The following is a 25,714-nucleotide window of genomic DNA, read 5'->3' on the forward strand; positions in this document are numbered from 1 at the left end:
AGTAGATATCAGCTCGTAGACATCAGCTGGCCTTGATCACAGGGTTGACAGGACGCTCCTACAAAAACTCTGACGTCACTTCAAGGCACCACCTGCGCATGACTCCGGCACAGCCCTCCGGGCAACTTCTCTCAGGCGCATAACTCCTGCAATTCGTTCGAGGCACGACGAGGCTTCCGCGTGATCACGCAGGAGCCCACGTAGCGGCACGCAGATTGCAGGAGTTATGCGCCTCGCCAGCCGACCAGCCAGCCAGCCGACCAGCCAGCCGAGCAGACGCCCAACAGCAGCCGAGCAGAGACCGGGCAGTAGCCACGTAGGCGAAAGCCACGTGGGTGCCCACCCGGCCGGCGCCGGATGGCTAGTTGCTCAGGTGCAGGACCTCAGCGGTGGCGGCCAGCGACGCCGCGGCCGCGGCCGGGTCGTCGGAGAGTTTGGTGCCGTAACTCGGGATCATCTGACGTATACGCGGCTTCCAGCCCTCGATGCGGTCGGGGAAACAGCGGGCCAGCAGGTCCACCATGATCGGCGCGGCCGTCGAGGCTCCCGGCGAGGCGCCGAGCAGGCCGGCGATCGACCCGTCAGCGGACGTGATGACCTCGGTGCCGAACTGCAGCACCCCGCCGAGCTTGGCGTCGTGCTTCATGACCTGCACGCGTTGGCCGGCCGTGATGAGCTCCCAGTCGCCAGAGACCGCAGTGGGAATGAACTCGCGCAGGGCCTTGAGCTTGGCGTTTCGCGAGGCGAATACCTCGCCGAGAAGGTATTTCATCAAGTCGAAGTTGTGACGTGCGACGGCGAGCATGGGGCCGAGGTTGTGCGTACGAATCGAGAACGGCAGGTCGAACCAGGTGCTTGTCTTCAAAAACTTCGGGCTGAAACCGGCGTACGGGCCGAACAACAGCGACATTTCGCCGTCGACCATTCGGGTATCGAGGTGCGGCACCGACATGGGCGGCGCGCCCTTGGCTGCCTTGCCATATACCTTGGCCTGGTGCTGGGCGACGAGCTTTGGATTCGTGGTGCGCAAAAACTGGCCGCTGATCGGAAACCCGCCGAAACCCTTGATCTCGGGGATTCCGCTCTGCTGCAGCAATGCCAGGGCTCCACCGCCGGCGCCGACGAAGACGAAGCGGGCGTTGATGCTGGTGCGGGTCTGGCCGACTTGGCGCAACAGTTTGAGGTTCCAGGTGCCATCCGCTTTGTGCTTGAGACCGACGACCTGCTCGTTCATGTGCATCGTGACCCCCTGCTGTTCGAGGGTGTCAAACATGAACCGGGTGAGGGCGCCGAAGTCCACGTCGGTTCCGCTCACGATGCGCGTCGCGGCAATCTTCTGGCCGGCCGGGCGCTTGCGGGTGAGCAGGGGCGTCCACGTACCGATCTTCGCGGCGTCGTCGCTGAACTCCATGCCGGAGAACAACGGCTGGGTGGCCAGCACGGCGTGACGTTTGCGCAGGTACTCCACGTTGGCTTTGCCGTGCACAAAAGTCATATGCGGGGTGGAGTTGATGAACTTGTCCGGCTCCGGCAGGGCGCCGATGGAAACGAGGTGAGCCCACAGCTGGCGGCTGATCTGAAACTGCTCGTTGATGACGACAGCCTTGTCGGCCGTGACCGAACCGTCGGGTGCCTGCGGCATGTAGTTGAGCTCGCACAGGCCAGCGTGGCCGGTGCCGGCGTTGTTCCACGGGTTCGAGCTTTCCTGGGCAAGTTCGCCGAGACGCTCGTACACCTCGATGCGCCAGTCGGGCTGCAACTCCTTCAGCAGTATGCCGAGGGTGGCGCTCATGATGCCCCCACCAATGAGGACTACGTCGACGGTTCCCGAAGAATTCACACTGTTGAGTGTATCGCTGCGAGCGGATGCGCCCTACCGTGCCGCCCAGCCCCGCGGCGGCCCACACCTATCGGCGAGCGGGCGCATTGAGGCACCCGTGGGTCGCGCAGTACCGTTCCACGGCTACTTTCACGACGCAGCGCACACCGAGGTCGATCACCGGCCAGCGCCCACCCCGTGCCGGCAGCGGGGAGAACGTCGCAGTGATTTTCGGCCAGGATCGGAACGGTCTGGTTATTAACGCAATAAGTCACCTCGGTGAGGATCTGCCGACTTAACGGGATACTGGAGTGCATGTTGTCAGAAAAACCCGAGCAGCGCGTCGCCGTCATCATCGAAGACGACGCAGACATTCGTAACCTGCTGGAGGCCGTGCTCACCCAGGCCGGGTTCGAGACAATCGCCGCGAGCAACGGCCTCGACGGTATCGCCGCGGTACGCGCCTACGATCCGATCGTCACGACCCTCGATGTGAGCATGCCCGGTATGGACGGCTTCGAAACGGCCAAGCGTATCCGCGCGTTCAGCCCTACCTACCTCGTCATGCTCACCGCCCGTGACGACGAAATTGACACCCTCCAGGGCCTCGATGCCGGCGCTGACGACTACCTGACCAAACCGTTTCGCCCACGGGAACTGCGGGCCCGCATCGAAGCAATGTTGCGACGCCCTCGCCACACCATCACCGCGGCTACCGTCGTCCCGCCCGCCGCCGCAGTGCACGCCGTGCCCGCGCCGGTAGCGGCCCGGACAGGGGCGGTGGTGGCCGACCCACTGATCGCTGCGCCCACCAGCACGAGCTTGACCAGCGCTGTGCCAAGTGACCCCCCTCGTGACTCGGTATTTCGACAGACCCACGTCGCATCCGCTCCTACCTTCGCTCCGGCCGAAGACGCCGCGAGCCCGCTGCGCGGCGCCACACCACGAAATGGTTGGTTTGAACACAACGACCTGCGCCTGAATCCCGAGGAACGCCTCGTGCAATTGGCCGGCACTCAACTCGAACTGACCCGCACGGAGTTCGAACTGCTCGCCGCCCTGCTCGAATCACAGCGGCGGGTGCGCAGCAAGAACGACCTCGCCCTGCTGCTGCGCGGCGAGGCCTACGCGAGCGCCTACCCGGTGAACGAGGCCGATCGGCGCGCGGTTGAAGTGCACATGGGCAACCTGCGTCGCAAACTCGGTGACAGCAGCACGACACCGCACTGGCTGGAAACCGTGCGGGGCGTTGGCTATCGCCTGGCAGCCGAGAAGTAGTGCGACGAGACGCAAGCGCCGGGCCACATCTGGCCGGCTGAAGCAATCTAACGCGCGATATACCGCGACAGCGCCAAGCAGGTATCTGTGGCCACAGCGGTGAGAAGGGGCAATTGCTGTCGGCACCCGGGCAGGTCCTGGTTCTTCAGGGTGCGGTGCAAAAGGCCCGCAGTGTTTTCGAGACGCACGGCTCCCAGCATTTGGCTGCTCGAGCGGATGCTCAGCAACACAATGTCGGCAGCCTCGAGGTCTGCTGCAGCCAGGGCGGCGCACAAGCGCAACTCCCGGTTGTGCCAGAGATCGAGAAAATCGTTCACAAACCGGTTTTGTACAGCGGCGTCCCCGCCGAGATCACTTCTCAGCCGCAGCAATGTGGCCGGGTCGACCAGCGAACTCATGCCGGGCATCCGCTGGTCGCGGTGGCAGAATTCATCGGCACGGTCACGCGTATCACTCTGACAGATCTGGGTGTATTTCGGGGCTGCTTCGCGTCAAGATCTGATCAAGATCCGTCGTGGCCGGTCGCGGCGAGTTCGACGGCGATGTCGTTACCGCCGCGCGCCTTGACGGTTTCTATGGCCGTGTTGACTGCGATGCTCAGCGCGGTCAGCGCATAGCCGTGGTCGAATGTGTCGGCAATACCAAAACTCGCGGTCAGTCGAATCAGGGAAGCCTCCTTCAACGGTTCGTCGACAAGGGTCGCCTGCATGCGTTCCGCAACCGCGCGGGCTTCGGCCGCCGACCCGGCGCCGACGAGCACCAGAAACCGCCCGCTGGCAGGGTGCCCGATGATCGACAGCACCGGAGCACTTGCACGTAGTTTCGAGGCGAACGCGGCGATCGCCTCGTCGCCGGCCACCCGGCCGAAGGCAACGTTGATTTCCGGCAGGTTGTCGATATCGGCACCGATCACGGCGAGCCCCACGCCCGCATTTCTCGCACGACTCAGATGGTCGGTGGCCGCCTGCCCGAAGGCGGCAGCCGACAGCACACCCGCCGCCGAGTGGATGCCGTCGGTCAGGTCACCGACGGCACTGCCCGGCATGTGCTGCGCGCGCAGGGCGGAAACGGCGATGGTCAGCAGCACCACGACACACAGGCTGAGCGCCGTGGTGTTGGCCGTGTTGAAATAGGTCAGGAACAGCGCCCCGGTCTCCCCGTCCACGGTGAAGACGATGGAGCGAGCCGTAGCCGCCGCTGCAGTGACCCACAGGGCCACGGCCAGAATCTGTCCGCTCAGGTTGCGGCGCATACGCCCGCGCACGGCTTCGAGTGCACCGAGCAGGCACAGGACCGCCACAGCAATCCACAATTCTGCGGCGCCGGCCCAGCGGCCGGCGGATTCTCCGTGCAGCAGCGTTGCGGCGAGCACAAGAACGCTGATCGCGCCGACCACCCACAAGCAGCCACGGCTGCGCCGGTTGTACCGCCGGAGCCCGGCCCACAGCGACCCGACGGCGATCGTCAACGATACGTTCGCGACAACGATGGCCCACCAGATCAGCTGGCCGGTCGCGGAAGCGTCGTGCGCAATGGTGACGACCATGGCGGCGATGAAGCCCAAGCTCCAAATGCGGCCGACGGAATCGGTGCGATGGAACGCAGTGTTCAGAATGAAGGACACCCCACACAGCGCGACGATCACTCCGTTCATGACGAGCAGAGTCAGTGTGTCCAGGTTCATGCCCCTACCCCTTGATTGCCGTTCATGATGTGCGCGGTAACGTCGCGATGGCGCTGGTGCCCTTGCCAAGCTCGGATTCGAGCCTCAGGTCTCCCCCATGCTGGCGGCAAATGTCCCGGCTGATACTCAGTCCGAGTCCAGTGCCGTGGACGCTTGACCCGCGCACCGAATCGGCACGGTAGAACCGATCGAACAGGTTCAGCTGCTCGCCCGGGGACATCCCCCGGCCGGTGTCGGTCACGCGCAGCTCGATCTGGGCATCGGAATCGAGCAGGGTCACGTCGATGCGTCCGGATGCGACGTTGTACTTGATCGCGTTCGAGAACAGGTTGTCGATCACCTGGCGCAGGCGAAAGGCATCCGCGTGCAGTCGCACGGTCGGCAGCGCCGAGAGTACGAACGTGATGTCGCGCTCGGCGGCGGCCGGCCGCAGCGATTCAATGGCGTCGGTGATGATCACCGACAGGTCACAGGGGGCCGGGATCATCGCCAGCTCGTGCTTGGCCGCGGCGGCCGTTGCCAGCAGGTCGGCGACGAGAGCCAGCAATCGGTCGGAGTTCTTCGACGCCACTTCGAGCATGCGCCGGGTCGACGGATCGAGGGTGTCATCGTCGAGGGCCAGCTCGAGATACCCCATGATCGAGGTCAGCGGCGTACGCAATTCGTGCGAAACGGATGCCACCAGGTCGTCGCGCGCTTTGATCGCGCGCAGTTCGACGGTGACGTCCCGCGCGACCAGGACACCGCCGTCGTAGTTGTTGTTTTCGTCGAGAATAGGGCGCGCGGAGACGAGCACGGCGGTCTGCTGCGTGCCCTGTTCCCCCAACCAAACCGTCACGCGGTCGACCGTTTCGCCGCGCATCGCTTGTCGGAACGGCCGATCCCGCTCGGCCAGGGGGGTGACCTGGTCCTCGTGGTACACGTCGATAGAGCCGAGCTGGCCTTCTTTCACCCCGAACCGGGAGAACATTTCACGCTGGGCGCGGTTGATGAGGTTCGGCTTGGCGTCGCGGTCGAATCCGACGACGCCGAAGTCGATGGCGTTGAAGATCTCGTCGAGGGTGCGCTCCTCTCGGCGCGAGCGACGCAGGGCTCCTTCGAACAAAATGGACTGCTGGGTGAGCAACACCCGCTGCGCTGCGGCACGTTTCGTGGTCGTGTGGGTCGTGGCGGCGACAAAGCCCAGCACGATGGTCACAACGGCTAATCGCGGAATCTCACTGCTCGACAGTGCCTCGGTCCGAAACAGGCCGGCCGCCCACAGCATCGCGGAGGTGAACACCACGCCACCAAGAGCACCCCGACCACCAAAGTGCGTCGACAACCAGATGATGGGAAAAACAAGCAGAAACGTCGTTCCGAGCAGCGGCTCGCCTTCCCGGGCGATCACCAGCCCGACCAGGTCGACGACTGGTAGAACGATGATCCATTTTTTGTCGAGACGTCGCCAGGGCACCCCCGCCGCGACCGCGGTGGCGACAAAGATAATGAGGATACCGGCCAGAAACAGCTGGTTGGTGAAGAGGTCGATGTTGAGCATCCCCGACACCGCGACCAGGAGAAGGGTCGACGAACCGACCAGCAGCTGGGAGAGAAAAACGGAACGTTCGACCCGATAGCGAAGCGCTCGTTCGGGTCGTGGGCGGCTGTGAATTATGACGGTGTCACCGTCGCATGCGGCGTAATCGGCGCGAGCGCGGGGCTCGCCGAGGCCGGTAGTACGGCCTTCGCCCCAAATTCATCGAGCCGGTCAACGGTTTCGGTGAACCCCTTCGGTACACCGAAGTGAAAACCCTGGGCGCTGCGAATGCCGAGCCGCGCCAGCTCCCCGGCCATGTATTCGTTCTCCACACCCTCAACGATCATCGAGTACTCGAGCTTGTCGCCGAAACTTTGCAGTGCGGTGAGCACTTCACGCTGGCGCACGTCGGCGAGGTCATCGACCAGGCTGCGATCAATCTTGAGAATGTCCATCGGCACTCGAACGAGCGAATCGACCGAGGAATCTTCGGAGCCGTAGTCATCGAGTGCGATCAGAATACCCACCTCGCGCAGCCGATCAGCCTGCTCTCGAATCTGCGCCGAGACCCGCGCCGCCGAACGTTCGTTGAGCTCGAGGCATAGCAAAATCTCGGGGTAGCGACTGTTCAGGTTTTCTGCGAAGACGCCGAGTCGTTCCGGCGCCAGCTGTTCGGCCTCAACGTTGACGGTGATGCAGATGATGCCGGGTTCGACGAGTCGAAATTCGGCGGCCGCGGCCATGGCCTTCTCGGCAACCTGCCGGGTCAGCTTGTCGAACCGGCCCAGGCTCTTGGCCTTTTCCACCAGCGACGGCGGTGAGATCGCGCCCAACTCCGGGTCGACGTAGCGCAGCAACGCCTCAAACGCCCAAATACGGCCGGTGACGAGGCTGACGATGGGTTGATAGGCCAATTGCAACTGGTTTTCGTCGATAGCACGAGCAACCGTGGCGTTGAGCCGTGAGGAGCGGTGGCCAGACACGTTGATGCTCGCCACACCGTCGGTGCTGCCGCGGCGGCGCCTTTTCTTGACCATGAGCATGCTGTGGTCAGCGTCGTGAACGAGCGCGGCGATATCCGTTTCGATGACAGCGGAGAACGCCACGCCGATGCTGAGGCTGGGCGTGAAGCTCTCGGTGCCGACAGCGAGCGGCGCCGCGGATGCCCTGAGGATCGTTTGGGCGATGGCCGTGGCTTCGTCGAGGGTGGCCAGGCGGGTGAGGATGATGACAAATTCGTCGCCGCCGACCCGCGCGACGACATCGTGCGGACGCACAGCCTGGCGCAGTCGTTGGCCGAGAACCCGCAGCACCTCGTCACCCACCTGGTGCCCGCAGGTGTCGTTGAGACGTTTGAAATCGTCAAGGTCCATGAACAATACGGCGATGGCTTCGGTGTCGCTGCGGGTGCTGTTGATGGTGTCCAGGGCCTCCTGGAAGGCGCCATAGTTGGGCAGGCCGGTGAGCGGGTCGGTGTTGGCTTTCGCGGTGAGTCCGGCCACATTCTGCCGGGCTTTTCCGGCCAGTTCAGCGGTGGCAGCAAGGGCTTGCAACGCGTGCCGGTCGACGCCGGAGAACGCGCCATCCATCGGGTCACGACGGGCCACCAAAAACTGAGGTTCTCCGGGGGTGAACGTGACCGGGACACCGATGGCACCGGCCTCGGCGGGGCCAGGCTGCAGGGCGATGGACTGCACACCGACCGCGGCCGCCGCCGTCTGGCAGAGGGCATCCGCGAGGCTGTCCACGCTGCGTGTGCCGCTGAGGATGCTGCTGCCGACCACGAGACCGTTCAGCCTCCCTCGCATATTCCACGCGGAGCGCACAACAATGACGATCACGGCCGCCGCGAGACTCCCCAGGAGCGTGCCGACCGCGGTTTGGATGCTGGTGCGACCTTCTCCAGGAGTGGGTAAGCCGGCGCTAATCCAGTGGACCGAGAACATAGTCAACGCGGCAACGGTAACCAGCAGCGCAGCCAGTCGCACCGGCGAGACGAATAGACGGCCGCCGCGGTCTGCTGGGGCGTTGAGCAGGTGCATTCTGACGACTTCGAGCGCCAATACGAACAACACATATCCAGCAGATGCCGCGGCTGCGGCTGGCAGCGCGGCCGCGCCGAACTGACCGAGAAGCCAATCGATCAGAAAGTAGACCATGCAGCCGACACCGGCGAGGCCCGAGCTGTAGACGGCCACTGTGATGCGACGGGACTCCAGCAACCGCAGGAGGAGAATTCCACACATCACGACGCCGATGATGGCCTGCCCGGGCAGTACCGGAACGAGCGCGGGAACGGCGAGAATCGGCAGGCTGACGACGGGCGTTCGATGACGCACACTGCCCACTCGAATCCAAGCCAATTCCAGGGCGGCAACGCACAGGATTCCGCTCACCGCAGCGGCGATTCTGGTGCCAGGATCAGCCAGAACGGCAACGATTGCGCCCGAGATGAACGCCACAGCCGCGACCGTGAACATGCCTAAAGAGACGCGCTGCAGCACGCCCGACACCCCAGTTCGAGTCACGCGGTCAAAGCCTACGCGACTTGTCGTGGAACGCGCGCACGGGACGGGATTTGATCGCGGTCGTTGGTTGGGCTGTGGTGACAAACGGCGTTCAGATTTCGGGCGCACCAGCGAAAGCGGGCCCGCGCGCGTCGAGGTTAGGCTACGACGAGGTCGACCGCGATGAGCTCAGCGATCTGCACGGCATTCAGCGCTGCACCCTTGCGGAGGTTGTCGTTACTGATGAAGAGGGCGAGGCCGCGGCCATCCGCTACGCCTTCGTCCTGGCGGATGCGACCGACGAAGCTGGCGTCCTGACCGGCAGCCTGCAGCGGGGTGGGGATGTCGCTCAGTTCGACGCCAGGGGCGGATTGTAGTAATTCCTGAGCGCGGGCAACGCTGATCGGCTTGGCGAACTCGACGTTGATCGACAGGGAGTGGCCGGTGAACACGGGTACACGCACGCAGGTTCCCGAAACGAGCAGCTCGGGCAAGTCGAGAATCTTGCGGCTCTCATTGCGCAGCTTCTTCTCTTCGTCGGTCTCGAACTGGCCGTCATCAACGATGGAGCCGGCCAGCGGAATCACGTCGAACGCGATCGGACGGGCGTAGATGGTGGGCTCGGGCAGGGCAACCGACTTACCGTCGTGCACGAGCTGCAGAAGGTTTTCGTCCTGGGCGGCGACGCGTACCTGGCTGGCCAGCTCGAACGCACCGGCCAGGCCGCTGCCAGACACCGCCTGGTAGGTACTGACGATGAGCCGTTTGAGGCCGGCTTCATCGTGCAGAACTTTGAGCACGGGCATAGCTGCCATGGTGGTGCAGTTCGGGTTGGCGATGATGCCCTTGACTGCTCGTTTGATGGCTTCGGGGTTGACCTCGCTGACGACCAGCGGAACGTCGGGGTCCATGCGCCAGCCCGAGGAGTTGTCGACGACGAGCACGCCGGCTGCGGCGAAGCGCGGGGCCTGGGCTTTCGAGAGGGTGGCGCCGGCCGAGAAGATGGCCACGTCGAGCCCGGTGGGGTCGGCGATCGAGGCGTCTTCGATCGTGATGGGCTCACCCTTGAAGGTGAGGGTACTGCCAGCCGAGCGGGCCGAGGCGAAGAAGCGGATGCTCTGTACCGGAAAATCGCGCTCCTCGAGCAGGCGCCGCACCACGGCGCCGACCTGTCCGGTGGCTCCGACGACGCCGATGTTGATACCGGCCGTGTTGGCTGAGGTGGTCACGTGTGTTTCCTAACGTTGTTCGCCCTCACGGGCACTTCATGCTGTCGAGGGGCTAGCGGCCGGAGCCACCGTGCACGACGGCCTCGATCTCGCCGTCGAGCCCGAACGCAGTGTGCACCACGCGGAGGGCTTCGTTGATGGTGTCGGCCCGGGTGACCACCGAGATGCGGATCTCACTCGTGGAGATCATCTCGATGTTGATTCCGGACTCGTAGAGGGCCTCGAATAGTTTCGCCGATACGCCGGTATTGGTGCGCATGCCACCGCCGACCAGGGCGAGCTTGGCGATCTGGTCGTCGTATTGCAGGCTCGCGAAACCGATGAGCTCCTTCTCGTTGGTCAGCGCGGTGAGTACCCGCTCCCCTTCCGACTTAGGCAGCGTGAACGAGATGTCGGTGAGCCCGGTGGCGGCAGCCGACACGTTCTGCACGATCATGTCGACGTTGGCGTTGGTGCGCGCGACGATCTTGAAGATGAGCGCGGCCTTGCCGGGGATGTCGGGCACACCGACCACGGTGACCTTCGCCTCGCTCAGGTCAGCGGCGATTCCGGCGATGATTGGCTCTTCCACGATTTCTCCTTTTTCTCGCGCGGTCACGGCGTTGTACACGATGGTGCCGGTGTTGTTGTTGAACGAGGAGCGCACGTGGAGCGTGACGCCGTGGCGGCGCGCATATTCCACAGCGCGAATATACAGAACCTTGGCCCCGGCAGCGGCGAGTTCCAGCATCTCTTCGCTCGTGACGCGCTCGAGTTTGCGAGCGCGGGGAACGACGCGCGGATCTGCTGTGAAGACGCCATCGACATCGGTGTAGATCTCGCAGATGTCGGCGCCGAGGGCAGCGGCGAGAGCGACGGCGGTGGTGTCGGACCCCCCGCGTCCGAGGGTGGTGATGTCTTTGGTGTCGCGGTTGAAACCCTGGAAACCGGCAACGATGGCGACGGCGCCCTCGTCGAGCGCCGAGCGGATACGCCCCGGTGTGACGTCGACGATACGCGCGGAACCGTGCCGGGCATCCGTGATCATGCCGGCCTGGCTTCCGGTGAAGGAGCGTGCGTCGTAGCCGAGGCTTTTGATGGCCATCGCGAGCAGCGCCATCGAGATGCGTTCACCGGCCGTGAGCAGCATATCGAGTTCACGCGGGGCGGGCAGCGGGGTGACCTGATGGGCGAGGTCGAGCAGTTCGTCGGTACTGTCGCCCATCGCCGAGACGGCGACGACGACCTCATTTCCAGCCCTGCGGGTGTCGACGATGCGCTTGGCGACCCTCTTGATACTTTCGGCATCGGCGACGGATGACCCGCCGAACTTCTGCACGATCAAGCTCATGTGACTCCTGAAATGGGGGTTTGCGGGCCGATGATGCGCGCCCCGTCCAAGGTCCCATCCTAAATGCTGGCGCTCGGGGACGGTGCCATGTGACGCTGCGCTGCTTTGCGGACCGCGGCGGAAGTGGCTAGTGCGAGACCTCGCGGCGACCCTCGAAGGCGCGGCCGAGGGTGACCTCGTCGGCGTACTCGAGGTCGCCGCCCACCGGAAGACCGGAGGCGAGGCGGGTCACCTTGATCTCGAGAGTTGTGAGCAGGCGCGACAGGTAGGTCGCGGTGGCCTCCCCCTCGAGGTTCGGGTCGGTCGCGATGATAACCTCCTGCACCGTGTTATCGGCGAGACGCTGCATCAGCTGGCGGATGCGCAGGTCGTCGGGGCCGACGCCGTCGATCGGGCTGATGGCACCGCCGAGCACGTGGTACAGCCCCTTGAACTCGCGGGTACGTTCTATTGCTACGACGTCTTTGGCCTCTTCAACCACGCAGATCGACGTGGGCTTGCGACGTGGGTCGCGGCAGATTAGACAGGTGGGCTGCTCGGAAACATTGCCACAAATTTCACAGAATCGCACCTTGTCGCGCACCTCGAGCAGCACGTTCGCCAGCCGGGTCACGTCGAACTTCTCAGTCTGCAGAATGTGGAATGCGATGCGCTGGGCGGACTTTGGTCCGATGCCCGGAAGCTGGCCGAGCTCGTCGATCAGTTCCTGAACGATGCCTTCATACATGGTCTAGTAGTCGTTTCTGGTTCGGGGTGCCGCGGTGTACGGCTGCTCTTCGATGAAGGTGGCGCCGAGTATCTCGCGCACGACGGCTTCGCCGTAGCGCTGCTTCGCTGCGAACGACGGCGCCCGCGATGGATCTTTTGGGGCGCCGCGCTGGCCGGCGTTCGGGTGCTGCCGCCCACGCTGCGCGCTGGTCTGCACGGCGTTGGTCTGCACGGCGTTGGTCTGCACGGCGTTGGTCTGCACGGCGTTGGTCTGGACAGGTGATGCCTCAGCCTGCCCCGCGTAGTTCGGCACACGTTCGTCGGCGGGAGCGTCCATCTCGGGGGGAACGTCGTCATCGAACGGTGGTGGTACATCGTCAAACGGCGGCTCGTCGTGACGCGGCGGCGCGGCGAACGGCGCAGCAAACGGCGCAGCAGCCGAGGCGTCAGGCACTACGGAGTTCGCAGCCCGGGAAGTGGCAACTGAGGACACAACTGAGGACGCAACTGAGGTCGCTGACGAGGACGACGAGGCCGACACCGGGGCAGTCGTTGAAACCGGCGCAGCGGCGTCGGCCGTGGCGTCTGTTGTCTCGTCGGCGATAACGGGCAATGCCGGACCATTGGGCGAACCGGGAATGGCCACGGTGGCCCACCCACTGGTCGATGCGGTGACCGGTGACGCGCCTGCGCCCGGCGACGCTACCGCGCGCGCAGCAGCGGCCGGAACGGACGCCGTGCGCGGGGTAGCACCAGCCCCACGTGCAGTCGGTGTGGCTTTAGTCGGTATGGCTGCACGGGATGCCGCCGAAACCATAGCCCCTGGATCTGGCTCAGCCGCTTCGAACGCATCAGCCGCGGGTGCTGCACTTACGGTTGATTCGAGTGCGGGGTTCGCTGGCGCAGGCTCCGCGGCGGCGGTCGGCGAGGCGCCGGACGACGCGCTGGGCGAGGAGGTCTCCCGGCTCGCTTCGACGCGCGCGATGAACTTGACCCGCAGGCCGAGCACAGCCACGATCGCCGTGCGCAGAAAATCACTGGTTCCCATTCCGGGAACCTTTTGCTGCTTGAAGCTCTCGACGTCGGCTTGGCTCGGGAACGAGAGGGCGAGCACATCGCCGTTCAGACCGAGCACCTGAGCGGTGTAGACGACGAGCCACGCCGTGGTCTTCTCGTTCTTGACGGCTTCGAGAATCTCCGGCCAGGCATCCTTGAGCTGCTGCAGAGTGACCGGGGCGCCGGGGGCGATAGCGGGGCGGTCAGTGGGGCGGTCAGCCTGCGTTCCCGAAATGGCAGACTCGGCTACCGGTTGTGGAGACAGGATCGGCGCCGAGGCTGCGGGCGCGGAGGATGGCGACGCTGGGGAGGCGGGCAGTATGCCCCGTGCGGCGGTCTTGGCGGGCTCGACCAGCGGTGCGGGCGCGGAGGAGGCGTGCACCGAAGGAGGCGCGACAGCCGCGCCCGAGGCAGGCGGCACAGATGCCGCGGAATTCGCCGAGCCACCAACGGCGGGCGCCGCAGCAACACCGTCGACGCCGATGCGACGCTCGAGGCGCTCGACCCGAGCCAAAGCGCCGCGGTTCGTGTCATCGGTCGCGGGAATCAGGGCGCGCGCGATCATGAGCTCGAGGTGCAGGCGCGGCGAGGTGGCCCCGCTCATCTCGGTGAGCGCGGCGTTGAGAATATCGGCGGTCCGCGAGAGTTCGGCCGTCCCAAAAGCGGCGGCCTGCACGCTCATGCGCTCGAGTTCGTCTTGCGGCACTCCGCGCAGCACGGCCGCGGCCCCGGCGACGCTCGTGGCCGCGACGATAATGAGGTCGCGCATGCGTTCCAGCAGGTCTTCGACGAACCGGCGCGGATCTTGCCCGGTCTGGATGACCCGGTCGACCGCATCGAACGCGGCGGCGGGATCGCGGGCGCCGATGGCCTCAACGGCTTCGTCGAGCAGGGACGCACTCGTGTAGCCCAGCAGTGCCACGGCGCGCTCATACTCAATGGACTGCCCGTCAGACCCGGCCATGAGCTGGTCCAGGAGCGAAAGAGTGTCGCGCGGCGAGCCGCCGCCAGCGCGCACGACGAGTGGCAGCACCCCGGGGGCAACGACCATCTTTTCGGTGTCGCACATCTGCTGCACGTATTCGAGCATCGGCCCCGGCGGCACCAGCCGGAACGGATAGTGATGGGTGCGCGAGCGGATGGTGCCGATCACCTTTTCGGGTTCGGTGGTCGCAAAAATGAACTTCACGTGTTCCGGCGGCTCTTCGACGATCTTGAGCAGCGCGTTGAAGCCCTGCGGCGTGACCATGTGCGCCTCGTCGAGGATGAAGATCTTGTAGCGGTCGCGAGCCGGCGCGAAAATAGCGCGCTCACGAATATCGCGGGCGTCGTCGACACCGTTGTGGCTGGCCGCGTCGATCTCGACGACATCGAGGGAGCCTCCACCGTCGCGGGCGAGTTCCACACAGCTCGGGCAGACACCGCAGGGAGTGTCGGTCGGACCCTCGGCGCAGTTCAGGCAACGAGCCAGGATGCGCGCCGACGTGGTCTTGCCACAGCCACGCGGACCGCTGAACAGATAGGCGTGATTCACCCGGTTGGTGCGAAGCGCCGTCATCAACGGATCGGTCACTTGGGACTGGCCGATCATCTCGGCAAAGGTCTCTGGCCGATAGCGGCGATACAGGGCGGTAACCACGTTCTCCATGGTACTTGCCCGCACCGACACTCGCCCGCGCTCGCGCCCTTGACTGTTCTGCGCCCGCGCGTCAATCCGGTCGATCCAGAACAGGGCCCTCGAGCGGGCTAACCCACCGTCGCCAAGGTCTGGCGGGCGATCTCAAGCTCTTCGTTGGTGGGAATCACCAGTACGGTGACCGCGGAATCGTCGGCGCTGATGACGCGCGCGCCCCGTTCGGCGGCCTTGTTGCGCTCAGGATCGATGCGGATACCCAGCGCCTCCAGCCCGGCAAGTGACCGTTCGCGCACGAGCGGCGCGTTCTCCCCGACACCGGCCGTGAACGAAATCACATCGAGCCGGCCGAGCTGCGCGTAGTACGCCCCGAGATAGCCCTTGATTCGGTGCACATACACGTCGATCGCCAGTTGCGACGGCCCGTCACCGGCCGTTGCGGCTTCCAGGACGTCGCGCAGATCGCCGCGTCCGGTGAGACCGAGCAGCCCGCTCCCGCGGTTGAGCAGGGTGTCGAGGTCATCGAAGTCGAGTCCGGCTCTGCGGTGCAGGTGAAAAAGCACGCCGGGGTCGATATCACCGGAGCGGGTGCCCATGACGAGTCCCTCGAGCGGCGTCATACCCATGCTGGTCTCGACCGAACGGCCGCCGGCGACCGCGCAGACCGAGCCTCCGTTGCCCAGGTGCAGCACGATCTGGTTGAGTTCCGTCACCGGGCGCGCGAGAAAGTTGGCCGCCTCGCGGGCCACGAATCCGTGGCTCGTGCCGTGAAAGCCATAGCGACGAATGCGAAAACGCTCGGCCAGATCGGCATTGATCGCGTAGGTGAACGCCTCCGGAGGCAACGTCTGGTGAAACGCCGTATCGAAGATGGCCACGTGCGGCACATCCGCGAAGGCTTCACCGGCCGCGACGATGCCCTGCAGCGCGCCCGGATTGTGCAGCGGCGCGAGCCCGGACAAATCATCGATGTCACGCTCGACCTGCGGCGTCACTAGGGTCGGCTCGTGAAAGCGCGCTCCGCCGTGCACGACCCGGTGCCCGACCGCGACCGGCGCGTGGGCCGCGAGCGATGGCCCGTGGGTCGCGAACGCCGCGAGCATCACGGCAAATCCGGCCGTGTGGTCGGGAATGGGCAGCTCACGCTGCCATTTCTGATCGGCGGATGCTGAAACCGGTGTTTTCGACGCGGCGTCCGCCTCCGCGGTCGTTGCCGCCACCCCGGCGACAGAGTGTGCGGCGGCGCCCATGAGCTCACCGATGCGCTCGACCAGACCACTCGCCAACGTGGTCTCGGTGTCCATTTCGATCAGCTGATATTTGAACGAGCTCGAGCCGGAGTTGACGACGAGAACCGCAGTCACCGAGTTGCTCCGGCGGGTGTGGCATCCACGACCGGCATGCTCCGCGCGCCGCTGTCCGAAGCGGAGGCAAGCCCGGCCGCCTGGATGGCCGTGATTGCGACGGTGTTGACGATGTCCTGCACCAGCGCGCCGCGCGACAGGTCGTTAATCGCCTTGCGCAGGCCCTGCAGCACAGGGCCGATCGCGACGGCGCCAGCACTGCGCTGCACCGCCTTGTAGGTGTTGTTGCCGGTGTTGAGGTCGGGAAAGATGAACACAGTGGCGCGACCGGCCACGCTGGAACCGGGCATCTTGGTGGCGGCGACCGCGGCATCCGCTGCTGCATCGTACTGGATCGGACCTTCGACCAGCAGGTCGGGCCGGCGTTCGCGCACGAGGGCGGTGGCGGCGCGTACCTTCTCGACGTCGGCGCCCTCGCCGGAACTGCCGGTGGAGTACGACAGCATGGCGATTCGCGGTTCGATGCCGAACTGCACCGCCGTCGCCGCAGCGGAGATAGCAATGTCGGCGAGTTGCTCGGCCGTGGGCACCGGAATGACGGCGCAGTCACCATAGACCAGCACGCGGTCGGCGAGGGCCATGAGGAACACGCTCGACACGACTCCGACACCGGTCTGGGTCTTGATGATCTCGAAGCTCGGCCGGATGGTGTGCGCGGTGGTGTGGGTGGCCCCGGAGACCATGCCGTCGGCGAGACCCTGCTGCACCATCATGGTACCGAAGTAGCTCACGTCGGTGACGGTCTCGTTGGCCTGGTCGAGCGTGATGCCCTTGTGGGCGCGCAACTGCATATATTCCTGCGCGAATTTGATGCGCAGCAGGTCGTCGTAGGGGCTCACGACGTGGGCCTTGGAGATGTCGAGGCCCAGGCCGATGGCGCGCGAGCGCACCTCGAATTCCTCGCCGAGGATGGTCAGTTCGACCACATCGCGGGCCAGCAGGGTGGCAGCGGCGCGCAGCACGCGGTCGTCCTCCCCCTCGGGCAGCACGATGTGCTGGCGGTTCTGCCGGGCCCGTTCCAGCAGCGTGTACTCGAACATGAGCGGGGTGACGACCTCGGCCCGGCTCACATCGAGCCGATCGAGCAGTGCGGCCGCGTCGACGTGCGTTTCGAACAGGGCCAGCGCCGTGTCGTGCTTGCGTTGCGAGTCGGCGGCGAGCCGTCCTCGGGTGCGGGTGATGCGCATGGTCGTGTCGTAGGAACCGAGCGACGTCCGAATGATCGGCAGCGATGGGGCGAAGCCCTCCATCAGCTGCTGGATAGCGTCGGGGAGTTCGAAGCCGCCGTTGAGCACGATGCCGGCGATCGACGGGAACGTTGCGGAGGCGTTGGCGAGCAGCACGGCCAGCAGCACGTCCTCACGGTCGCCAGGCACGACGACGACAGCGCCTTCGATCAGTCGCGGCAGCACGTTGACCATCGACATGGCCGCCACGACGACGCCGAGTGCCTCACGGGCTAGCAGCACCGGGTCGCCCTTGATCAGGGTGCCATCGGTCGCCTCCATGATGCTCTGCATGCTCGGTGCGACAAGGTAGGGGTCTTCGGGAATAGCCCAGATCGGTACGCCGAAGGCTCCGCCCGAGCGCGCCGGCTGGGCGTTGGTCGTGGCGCGCACCGACTGGATAATCTCGGTCAGGGCCATTTCGTCGGCGCGGTTGACGATGATCGCCAAAATGGATGCGTGTTCGTCGCGCAATTCCGCTAGCGCCACGTCGGTCTGCTGACTGATGTCCATGGCGGAGCGGGCGTCGCTCTGGCCGAGGCGTTCACCCTCGCCGGGGCCGACACGGCCGCCGAGCACAAGCAGTACCGGGGCGCCGAGATTCGCGGCGATGCGGGCATTGAAGGCGAGTTCGGTGGGGCTGCCGACGTCGGTGTAGTCGCTGCCGATGACGACGACCGTGTCGCAGTGGGCTTCAATCGCCTTGTAGCGCGCAACGATACGGGCCAGGGCCGCGTCGGGGTCGGTGTTGACGTCGTCGTAACTGACGCCGATGCTCTGCTCGTAGGTTTGCCCGGCAGCGGCGCCGGGTCCGGCGTTGGCCTGCAGGTGGCGAAGCAGCAGCTCGACGACATAGTCGGGTTCGGTTGCGGTGCGGGCAACAGGGCGGAACACGCCGACCCGCTCCACCAGGTGGGTGAGCGTGTCGAGTACGCCGAGAGCGATTGACGATTTGCCGGTATTGCCTTCGGCGCTGGTGATATAGATGCTTCGAGCCACGTTGTCCATTCAAGCGTATCTGGGGTGTGAGTGTGTTCCAGCTAGATGTTGTCGCTGCCGGTTTGGTCGGCGCGCGGCGCGGCATCCGTCTTCGACCAGGACCAGTCGGTGACCGCTGGCAGGTCCTCGCCGAAGTCCCGGGTGTACTGGCGCGCAGCCAGGCGGGCGTCCTGCATCTGCTGCCGGAGCAGGCCGGCGCGGGCGGCGAGGCCGGGGGTGCGGTCGATGACGTCCATGACGAGGTGGTACCGGTCGAGGTCGTTGAGCATGACCATGTCGAACGGGGTCGTCGTGGTGCCGTTCTCCTTGTAGCCGCGAGCGTGCAGGTTCTCGTGGCCGTGGCGCTTGTAGGTGAGCCGATGAATCAGCCACGGGTAACCGTGATAGGCGAAAATAATGGGCTTGTCGGGCGTGAACACGGCGTCGAAGGCGCTGTCGCTCAGGCCGTGCGGATGGTCGTCCTCACTCTGCAAGCGCATCAGGTCGACGACGTTCACGACCCGCAGCTTGAGATTCGGCAGATTCTCGCGCAGAATCTCGGCGGCGGCGAGCACCTCGATGGTCGGCACATCGCCGGCCGCGACGAGCACGACATCGGGCTCCTGACCGGCAATTTCAGTGCCCGCCCAGTCGAAGATGCCCAGCCCCCGGGTGCAATGGGCGACGGCCTCGGTCATGGTGAGCAGGTTCGGCGCTGGCTGCTTGCCGGCCACGACCACGTTGACATAGTCGACGCTGCGCAGGCAGTGGTCGTAGGTGCTCAGCAGCGTGTTCGCGTCAAAGGGCAGGTAGACCCGCACCACGTCGGCGCTCTTATTGACGACGTGGTCGATGAATCCGGGGTCCTGGTGGCTGAAGCCATTGTGATCCTGCCGCCAGACATGCGAGCTGAGCAGGTAATTCAGGCTCGCGATCGGCGCCCGCCACGAAATATCGGCGGTCACCTTGAGCCATTTGGCGTGCTGGTTGAACATCGAGTCGACGATGTGGATAAAGGCTTCGTAGCAGTTATACAGCCCGTGCCGCCCGGTGAGCAGGTAACCCTCGAGCCACCCCTGGCACTGGTGCTCGCTCAGCACCTCCATGACCCGGCCGGCGCGCGCCAGGTTGGTATCGCCGGGCTTCATCTCGGCGTTCCACTGCTTATCGGTCACCTCGTAGACCGGCGGGGCCAGCCGGTTCGAAGCGGTTTCATCCGGCCCGAAGATGCGAAAGTTGTCGGGATTCAAGCGGATGACTTCGGCCAGGTAGCCGCCCAGCACCCGCGTGGCCTCATCAACCGTTGCGCCCGGCTCTGGCACGTCGACGGCGAAATCGCGAAAGTCGGGCAGGTGCAGGTCGCGGCGCAGGAGTCCGCCGTTGGCGACCGGGTTGGCGCTCATGCGCAGGGGGCCGACCGGGGCGAGAGCTCGGATGTGTGCGACGGGAGCACCGGTCGCGTCGAACAGTTCTGCGGGACGGTAGGAGAGCATCCACTTTTCGAGCAGGGCCGTGTGCTCCGGGGTGTCACGGGCGTTGGCGAGCGGAACCTGATGCGCCCGCCAGGTGTTCTCCACCTGCACGCCATCGATGAGGGCGGGACAGGTCCAGCCCTTGGGAGTGCGCAGGATGATCATCGGCCAGCGCGGGCGGGTGAAATCCTCGTTGTTCTTATCGGCCTTCGCCGCGGCTGCCTTGATCTCGGCAATCTGGTTGAGTACGAGATCGAGGGTCTCGGCCATACGGGCGTGCACGAGCAGCGGATCTTCGCCGTCGAAGCCGCCGGAGACGATGTATGGAGTGTGACCGTATCCGCGCATAAGATCGAGCAGCTCGTCTTCGGGGATGCGCGCGAGCACGGTGGGGTTGGCGATCTTGTACCCGTTGAGGTGCAAAATAGGCAACACGACGCCGTCCTGAATCGGGTCGATGAACTTGTTGGAATGCCAGCTGGTGGCGAGCGGCCCGGTTTCAGCCTCGCCGTCGCCCACCACCGCGGCCACGAGCAGGTTGGGATTGTCGAATGCGGCCCCGTAGGCGTGGCTGAGGGCGTAGCCGAGTTCGCCGCCCTCGTGAATGGATCCGGGGAGTTCGGGCGAGGCATGGCTGGGGATTCCGCCGGGAAAGGAGAACTGGCGAAACAGCTTCTGCACGCCGCGGGCGTTCTGTTCGATGTCGGCGTAGACCTCGGTGTAGGTGCCGTCAAGGTAGGCGTTGGCGACCATTCCGGGGCCGCCGTGGCCCGGGCCGGTGATATAGATGGTGCTCTGGCTGCGTTCCTGAATGGCGCGGTTCAGGTGCGCATAGAGAAAGTTGAGGCCGGGCGTTGTGCCCCAGTGCCCGAGCAGTCGCGGTTTGACGTGGTCGCGGGTGAGGGGCTCGGTCAGCAGGGCGTTGCCGAGCAGGTAGATCTGGCCGACGGCCAAATAATTCGCGGCACGCCACCAGGCGTCGATACTCGCGAGGGCCTCCGGGCTAAGCGGTGCGGGTGCACGCGAAGGCCAGGTCATGGTGCCGGAATCATGGATCATCGGTCCTCCGCATCGTCTCGCGGCCACGCAGCCGCGCTTCTTCCATCCTATTCAGCCTTGCTCGTGCCTCAAGTGCCAAAGGTCCCGTAGGCCGCGGAGGCGTCCACCCCCTGGCGACAGTCCAGTAGATCTACTTCTGAACGCAAGCTAATCCAGTCATAAGATCGTTCAATGGAACTGCGTCAACTTGAACACTTCGTTACGGTCGCCGAGGAACGTCACTTCACCCGTGCCGCTGACCTCTTACAGATCTCGCAGTCCGGCCTCTCGGCTTCGATTCGCGCCCTCGAAGGTGAACTCGGGATGTCGCTTTTCGCCCGCAGCACTCGACGGGTCGAACTGACCGCGGCCGGACAGGCGCTTCTGGCAGACGCCCTGCGCACGCTGGCCAGCGCCGCCGCGGCGCAGAATGCGGTCGCGGCCGTTCGCGGCGTCATGCGTGGCCGGCTCACCGTCGGGGCCGAACCGTGCGCCGGCGCAATCGACCTGCCCGCCGAGCTGGCGCAGTTCCGCACGGTCAACCGTGGTGTCGAGGTCAGACTGCGCTACGCGGGTTCGGTCGACCTCATCGAGAGCGTCGCAAGCGGGCGAGCGGATATCGCGGTCGTCGTCGAAACCGGTCCCACCCCGCCCGGGGTTACCCTGCACGAGCTCGGCACGCAGAGGCTCGTCGTACTGGCCCACCCCGACCATCCGCTGGCCGGCCGATCCTCGATCACCCTGGAGTCTTTGCGCACCGAGTCGCTGATCGGTTTTCAGTCCGGTTGGGCCGCGCACGTGCTCGCCCGACGGGCCTGTGCGGCAGCCGGATTCGACTATCGGGCGGCGATGGAGGTCAACGACGTGCATCCTCTACTGGATCTGGTGGGCTACAACCTCGGTGTCGCCATTGTTCCGGCGAGCTTCGCCGCCAAGCGTCCCGAAACCCTGCGCACGATCGAACTGCCCGGCGGCCTGCCGACGTGGAGTGTCGCGGTCGCCGTTTCCGACGAGCCGAGCCCGGCCGCCAGAGCGTTTTTGGATCAGCTCTTGACAAACGTGGCGGTTCAGGTTCCGGGCAGTTCGGTCGACGCCAGCTGAACCGCCACGCTTATTGCTGGCTGCTAAGCCCGCGTCCTCGCCGCGTCAATAAGCGCCTCGAAGCTGCGCTCGAGGTCCTCGTCTCTGATTTGCGCGTCGGGGTGTGCGTCGAACCAGCGGATGGTGTCGCGCGCGCCCTGCGCGAGCGGGGTGGTGCAGACAAAATCGGGCACGAGCGCCTTGATCTTGCTGTTGTCGAAGATGACGGAATGTGCCTTGTCGCCGAGCAGTGCCGGGCCGAGATGCGGCACCGCAGCCGCGATGGTCTCCGACGCCACGTGCACCAGCTCGGGCAGTGGCACGCCCGCTGCCTCGGCGTACAGCTCGTAGACCTTATTCCACGCCAGAAATTCGTCAGAGGTGATGGTGAAACTGTCGCCGATGGCCTGCGGCAGGCCGAACAGCCCAACAAAAGCTTTGGCGAAGTCCGTGCTGTGCGTGAGGGTCCAGAGCGAGGTGCCGTCACCGTGCACCAGCACGGGGCGACCGGCGCGCATGCTGACGATGTCACTCCACCCGCCGGTGAGCGGGATCGCGGTCTGGTCGTAGGTGTGCGAGGGGCGCACGATCGTGACCGGGAATCCCTGCTCGCGGTAGGCCGCGACCAACAAGTCTTCGCAGGCAATCTTGTCCCTCGAGTACTGCGAGTAGGGGTTGCGAAGCGGCGTGGATTCCAGAATGGGCAGTCGAGTCGGCGGCTTCTGGTAGGCCGACGCCGAGCTGATGAAGACGAACTGGCCCGTGCGTCCCGAGAACAGCTCGATATCGGCCGCCACGTGCTCAGCTGTGAAAGCTACGAAGTCCACGACGACATCGAAGGTTCGCTTGCCCACGGCAGCCCGGATCGAGGCCGGGTTGCGCCCGTCTGCCGTGAGCACCTCTACACCGGCGGGAACCGGGCGCTGGGTTGTCGTCGCCCGGTTCAGCACCGTGAGACGGTGCCCGGTCGCGACCGCACGTGCGGCGGCGGCAGCGCTGATCACGCCGGTGCCGCCGATGAACAAGACGTCGAGCCCGCGCATCACCATGCGTAGTCTTCCGGAGCGCTTTTCTTGCCGGGAAAGATCTCGTCGAGGCGGGCCAGTGCCGACGTGTCGAGTTTCACATCGAGGGCGCGGATACCCGCAGCCAGCTGGTCCTGCGTGCGTGGACCGATGATCGGGGCGGTGACGCCGTTCTGGTGCAGCAGCCAGGCGAGCGCGACGTCGCCGGGTTCGTGGCCGAGTTCGGCGGCGAAGTCTTCGTACTTCTCGATCGCGTCGCGGTGAGTCGCGAGGGCGTGCACGGCTTGGTCGGAAAGGCGACGCTTTCCGTCTCGTTGCTGGCGGAGGACTCCGCCGAGCAGTCCGCCCTGCAGGGGGGACCAGGCGATGACGCCGATACCGTTGGCCTGTGCGGCCGGCAGTACTTCGAGCTCGATATCACGGGTGATCAGGTTGTAGATGGACTGCTCGCTGATCAGCCCGGTGAAATTACGTCGACGCGCTTCGGCCTGGGCCGTGGCAATGTGCCAGCCGGCAAAGTTGCTGCTGCCGGCGTAGAGGATCTTCCCCTGCGCAACGGCCGTCTCCATGGCCTGCCAGATCTCGTCCCACGGGGTGCTGCGGTCGATGTGGTGAAACTGGTACACGTCGATGTAGTCGGTCTTGAGCCGGGTGAGGCTCGCGTCGAGGGCGCGGCGGATGTTCAGGGCCGAGAGCTTGCCGTTGTTTGGCCAGTCGGTCATGTCACCGTAGAGCTTGGTGGCGAGCACGGTCTTCTCGCGGCGCTCGCCGCCCTGGGCGAACCAGTCGCCGACGATCTTCTCGGTCGCGCCGTGCCCGAGGTGACCGCCGTAGACGTTCGCGGTGTCGACATAGTTGATTCCCGCGGTCTGGGCGGCGTCCAAAATGGCGAACGATTCGGAGGGGTCCGTTTCCGGGCCGAAGTTCATGGTGCCGAGGCAGAGGCGAGAAACCTTGAGGCCGGAGCGGCCCAGTTGGGTGTATTCCATATCTTTAGGTTGGCCGCGCATCGGTCGACTGTCCAACAGCACCTACGGATACCACTGTGCACCTGCGCTTCTCAATCGAGAACGACTCCCCAGCCGTCTCGGCACACGGGTACCGCCCTGGTTGTCCCCGCGCTTCCCCGGATAAAAAAGACTCCTCGCGCACCCGCCAGAGCCCGGTTACCCTTGCTACGTTTCCGTCCTGGGGGAATTGGCCAAGGTGGCGCCACGCGAGGAGCCGAATCTTAGTTTAGGGTACGACGTGGGGCGTGGCCAACCGAGCGCGGTCTGGGCCGGTGGCGGCAGCATCCGCTGGAAACAGGTAAGATTCTCTGGTGCCGTTGCTTTACTGGAACGGCGGCCAGGAGAATTCGCCTAGTGGCCTATGGCGCACGCTTGGAAAGCGTGTTGGGTGAAAGCCCTCGGGGGTTCGAATCCCCCATTCTCCGCCAGATAAGCAAACCGCAGCGTGTTGGGTGACGCACAGCCCCATTTGCGGGGTTCGAATCCCCCATTCTCCGCCAGATCAGCACACCGCCCCACTTACGGGGTTCGAATCCCCCGTTCTCCGCCAGATCAGCAAACGCAGCGTGCTGGGTGACGCGCAGGTCAGGCGTCGGCGCGATCGGCGAGACCGCGCACAAAGGCGGCCTGGCCAGCGTGCTGCAGGTCGTCGGAGAGCACACTTGCCAGGCGCACACCGACCGTGACGGCGGGAGTCCAGGACTCGTCGACGACCCGCTCCAGGTCCGCTTCGCTCAGACCGGCTAGATAGGCGAGGGTCGCGGTGTGCACGGCGTCGTAATAGCCGCCGAGCAGGTCGGCGTCGGCTCGAACGGCGGCGACTTCGGCCGAGGTGAAGCCATAGCCGATCCTCGTCGGCTCGAACGGCAGGTCGAATCGTTCGGCCCACCCCTGCCCGGTGTAGACCTGCTCGCTGCCCGCGAGGTCGGCGATGTGGTCGTCTTGCAGGCGGGACAGGTGCCAGATGAGCCAGGCGATCGTGTTAGCGTCGGCATCCGCTCGATGCGTGAGGGTGGTGACGGTCGCGTTTTTCAGGGTCGCAGCTACGTATCCCTGGATACGGGAAAACTCTTCGATGAGCAGTTCGGACGGGGTCATGGCTCTCCTTAGTCGTTCTGCCACCGTACCCCCGCGCTTAGCCGCGATCCTGCCGGGACTCAGACGCATCCGCTGAACCGCGGGTTGTCGCCACCTCCGACGACACCAGAGCCTGGGCGATCTGCACGATATCTTGAGAGGAGAGCGCCCTGCGGGCGATGTTATTGCTACGCTCCGACCGGACGTGTCCAGCCACGATGGCCACAATCCCGAAATCGCGCAGGTCATCGATTCCGGCCGAACGCAGTCTTGTGTTGTTTACGTGGCGTAAGCGTAAAACTTCGTGCCTCGATCAGCGCTGCGGTCCACCGAGCACGCGCTGCCGCGTCAGGTCGAGTCCGAGGGCAACGACGCGCGCCGAGAGGCCCTCGGGCCCTTCGGCGCGCGCCCGCACCTCGAGCGCGTGCTGCAGCACCGACGCACTTCGCACGGGGAGCGCGCGCCAGAGGTCAGCAACGGTGTGGCATAACGAGATCGAGCCGGTGGCGCTGGTCACCGACCATCCCGCGGCGAGCGCCGAGATGCGGGGTGCGCCGGGCACGCCGGCACACACGGCGGACACCGTTTGCGCCACCAGGATGCGATTTCTGAGGGTGTGTTCGTTGCCCATCACCGGGTCGGGGTAGACCGTCGTGCCGCATGCTCCGCACATTTTTGGTT

19 protein-coding genes, 1 tRNA gene and 1 other RNA gene are annotated in these 25,714 nt (G+C 65.3%); 3 read left to right on the plus strand and 18 right to left on the minus strand.

The window, feature by feature from the left end:
* Positions 1–361: 361 nt before the first annotated feature.
* Positions 362–1,840: a malate:quinone oxidoreductase gene (locus CXY72_RS10610; RefSeq protein WP_104127665.1), complete on the minus strand. Its 1,479-nt coding sequence runs from the start codon at positions 1,838–1,840 to the stop codon at positions 362–364.
* Between the two features lie 294 nt (positions 1,841–2,134).
* On the opposite strand from CXY72_RS10610, the gene CXY72_RS10615 reads away from it, so the two are divergent.
* On the plus strand, positions 2,135–3,097 hold the full coding sequence (locus tag CXY72_RS10615; protein ID WP_104127666.1) for a response regulator transcription factor: 963 nt from the start codon (positions 2,135–2,137) through the stop codon (positions 3,095–3,097).
* Between the two features lie 47 nt (positions 3,098–3,144).
* Here the strand turns inward: CXY72_RS10615 and CXY72_RS10620 are convergent, their stop codons facing one another.
* The 11 genes from CXY72_RS10620 to CXY72_RS10670 form a co-directional block, all read right to left on the minus strand.
* A complete protein-coding gene (locus tag CXY72_RS10620; protein WP_146071142.1) occupies positions 3,145–3,495 on the minus strand; it encodes a hypothetical protein in 351 nt (116 codons plus the stop codon).
* A gap of 104 nt (positions 3,496–3,599) precedes the next feature.
* Positions 3,600–4,781, minus strand: coding sequence for a diguanylate cyclase (locus tag CXY72_RS10625; protein ID WP_104127668.1), 1,182 nt, complete (start codon positions 4,779–4,781; stop codon positions 3,600–3,602).
* A gap of 22 nt (positions 4,782–4,803) precedes the next feature.
* Complete coding sequence (locus CXY72_RS10630; RefSeq protein WP_104127669.1) at positions 4,804–6,321, minus strand: cell wall metabolism sensor histidine kinase WalK; 1,518 nt, start codon at positions 6,319–6,321, stop codon at positions 4,804–4,806.
* A gap of 113 nt (positions 6,322–6,434) precedes the next feature.
* Complete coding sequence (locus CXY72_RS10635) at positions 6,435–8,828, minus strand: bifunctional diguanylate cyclase/phosphodiesterase (RefSeq protein ID WP_146071144.1); 2,394 nt, start codon at positions 8,826–8,828, stop codon at positions 6,435–6,437.
* Positions 8,829–8,965: 137 nt separating this feature from the next.
* The gene (locus CXY72_RS10640; protein ID WP_104127671.1) at positions 8,966–10,036 is read right to left on the minus strand and encodes an aspartate-semialdehyde dehydrogenase; all 1,071 of its coding nucleotides are present in this window, start codon (positions 10,034–10,036) and stop codon (positions 8,966–8,968) included.
* 52 nt (positions 10,037–10,088) lie between these two features.
* A complete protein-coding gene (locus CXY72_RS10645; protein WP_104127672.1) occupies positions 10,089–11,366 on the minus strand; it encodes an aspartate kinase in 1,278 nt (425 codons plus the stop codon).
* A 127-nt stretch (positions 11,367–11,493) separates the two neighbouring features.
* Positions 11,494–12,093: a recombination mediator RecR gene (recR, locus tag CXY72_RS10650; protein ID WP_104127673.1), complete on the minus strand. Its 600-nt coding sequence runs from the start codon at positions 12,091–12,093 to the stop codon at positions 11,494–11,496.
* 3 nt (positions 12,094–12,096) lie between these two features.
* The gene (locus tag CXY72_RS10655) at positions 12,097–14,769 is read right to left on the minus strand and encodes a DNA polymerase III subunit gamma and tau (RefSeq protein WP_199184010.1); all 2,673 of its coding nucleotides are present in this window, start codon (positions 14,767–14,769) and stop codon (positions 12,097–12,099) included.
* A 107-nt stretch (positions 14,770–14,876) separates the two neighbouring features.
* A complete protein-coding gene (locus CXY72_RS10660; protein WP_104127675.1) occupies positions 14,877–16,127 on the minus strand; it encodes an acetate/propionate family kinase in 1,251 nt (416 codons plus the stop codon).
* Entirely contained in the window at positions 16,124–18,352 is a 2,229-nt protein-coding gene (pta, locus tag CXY72_RS10665; RefSeq protein WP_104127796.1) for a phosphate acetyltransferase, read from the minus strand. Before pta ends, CXY72_RS10660 begins: the two co-directional genes overlap by 4 nt.
* A gap of 41 nt (positions 18,353–18,393) precedes the next feature.
* Positions 18,394–20,862, minus strand: coding sequence for a phosphoketolase family protein (locus tag CXY72_RS10670; RefSeq protein WP_104127676.1), 2,469 nt, complete (start codon positions 20,860–20,862; stop codon positions 18,394–18,396).
* A gap of 171 nt (positions 20,863–21,033) precedes the next feature.
* Here CXY72_RS10670 and CXY72_RS10675 point away from each other — a divergent pair, with 171 nt between their 5' ends.
* On the plus strand, positions 21,034–21,942 hold the full coding sequence (locus CXY72_RS10675) for a LysR family transcriptional regulator (RefSeq protein ID WP_104127677.1): 909 nt from the start codon (positions 21,034–21,036) through the stop codon (positions 21,940–21,942).
* Positions 21,943–21,965: 23 nt separating this feature from the next.
* Here the strand turns inward: CXY72_RS10675 and CXY72_RS10680 are convergent, their stop codons facing one another.
* The 3 genes from CXY72_RS10680 to ffs form a co-directional block, all read right to left on the minus strand.
* A complete protein-coding gene (locus CXY72_RS10680; RefSeq protein ID WP_104127797.1) occupies positions 21,966–22,964 on the minus strand; it encodes an NAD-dependent epimerase/dehydratase family protein in 999 nt (332 codons plus the stop codon).
* Complete coding sequence (locus CXY72_RS10685; RefSeq protein ID WP_104127678.1) at positions 22,964–23,935, minus strand: aldo/keto reductase; 972 nt, start codon at positions 23,933–23,935, stop codon at positions 22,964–22,966. The genes CXY72_RS10680 and CXY72_RS10685 overlap by 1 nt, the downstream gene beginning before the upstream one ends.
* 143 nt (positions 23,936–24,078) lie before the next feature.
* An RNA gene (gene ffs / locus CXY72_RS10690) (signal recognition particle sRNA small type) lies at positions 24,079–24,175 on the minus strand.
* A 121-nt stretch (positions 24,176–24,296) separates the two neighbouring features.
* On the opposite strand from ffs, the gene CXY72_RS10695 reads away from it, so the two are divergent.
* Positions 24,297–24,384: transfer RNA gene (locus CXY72_RS10695), tRNA-Ser, on the plus strand.
* 157 nt (positions 24,385–24,541) lie between these two features.
* Here the strand turns inward: CXY72_RS10695 and CXY72_RS10700 are convergent.
* The 3 genes from CXY72_RS10700 to CXY72_RS10705 all read right to left on the minus strand — a co-directional run bounded on the left by CXY72_RS10700 (position 24,542) and on the right by CXY72_RS10705 (position 25,706).
* Positions 24,542–25,054 carry a DinB family protein gene (locus CXY72_RS10700; protein WP_104127679.1) on the minus strand — a complete coding sequence of 171 codons (513 nt, stop codon included), beginning with the start codon at positions 25,052–25,054 and terminating at the stop codon, positions 24,542–24,544.
* Positions 25,055–25,091: 37 nt separating this feature from the next.
* Positions 25,092–25,250 (minus strand): hypothetical protein, encoded by a 159-nt coding sequence (locus CXY72_RS19545; protein WP_158252543.1) that lies wholly within the window; start codon positions 25,248–25,250, stop codon positions 25,092–25,094.
* Between the two features lie 96 nt (positions 25,251–25,346).
* Positions 25,347–25,706, minus strand: coding sequence for a hypothetical protein (locus tag CXY72_RS10705; RefSeq protein ID WP_104127680.1), 360 nt, complete (start codon positions 25,704–25,706; stop codon positions 25,347–25,349).
* Between the last annotated feature and the right edge of the window lie 8 nt (positions 25,707–25,714).

This window comes from Cryobacterium sp. Y57, from assembly GCF_002929505.1.
Taxonomy (GTDB): Bacteria; Actinomycetota; Actinomycetes; order Actinomycetales; family Microbacteriaceae; genus Cryobacterium.

Excerpts from the sequence above, each read along its gene's own strand:
- CXY72_RS10675 (WP_104127677.1), top strand. The coding sequence starts at position 21,034 with ATGGAACTGCGTCAACTTGAACACTTCGTTACGGTCGCCGAGGAACGT.
- CXY72_RS10630 (WP_104127669.1), bottom strand. The coding sequence starts at position 6,321 with ATGCTCAACATCGACCTCTTCACCAACCAGCTGTTTCTGGCCGGTATC.
- CXY72_RS10620 (WP_146071142.1), bottom strand. The coding sequence starts at position 3,495 with ATGAGTTCGCTGGTCGACCCGGCCACATTGCTGCGGCTGAGAAGTGAT.
- CXY72_RS10670 (WP_104127676.1), bottom strand. The coding sequence starts at position 20,862 with ATGATCCATGATTCCGGCACCATGACCTGGCCTTCGCGTGCACCCGCA.
- recR (WP_104127673.1), bottom strand. The coding sequence starts at position 12,093 with ATGTATGAAGGCATCGTTCAGGAACTGATCGACGAGCTCGGCCAGCTT.
- CXY72_RS10680 (WP_104127797.1), bottom strand. The coding sequence starts at position 22,964 with ATGCGCGGGCTCGACGTCTTGTTCATCGGCGGCACCGGCGTGATCAGC.
- CXY72_RS10625 (WP_104127668.1), bottom strand. The coding sequence starts at position 4,781 with ATGAACCTGGACACACTGACTCTGCTCGTCATGAACGGAGTGATCGTC.
- CXY72_RS10700 (WP_104127679.1), bottom strand. The coding sequence starts at position 25,054 with ATGACCCCGTCCGAACTGCTCATCGAAGAGTTTTCCCGTATCCAGGGA.
- CXY72_RS10615 (WP_104127666.1), top strand. The coding sequence starts at position 2,135 with ATGTTGTCAGAAAAACCCGAGCAGCGCGTCGCCGTCATCATCGAAGAC.
- CXY72_RS10685 (WP_104127678.1), bottom strand. The coding sequence starts at position 23,935 with ATGGAATACACCCAACTGGGCCGCTCCGGCCTCAAGGTTTCTCGCCTC.
- CXY72_RS10705 (WP_104127680.1), bottom strand. The coding sequence starts at position 25,706 with ATGTGCGGAGCATGCGGCACGACGGTCTACCCCGACCCGGTGATGGGC.
- CXY72_RS10645 (WP_104127672.1), bottom strand. The coding sequence starts at position 11,366 with ATGAGCTTGATCGTGCAGAAGTTCGGCGGGTCATCCGTCGCCGATGCC.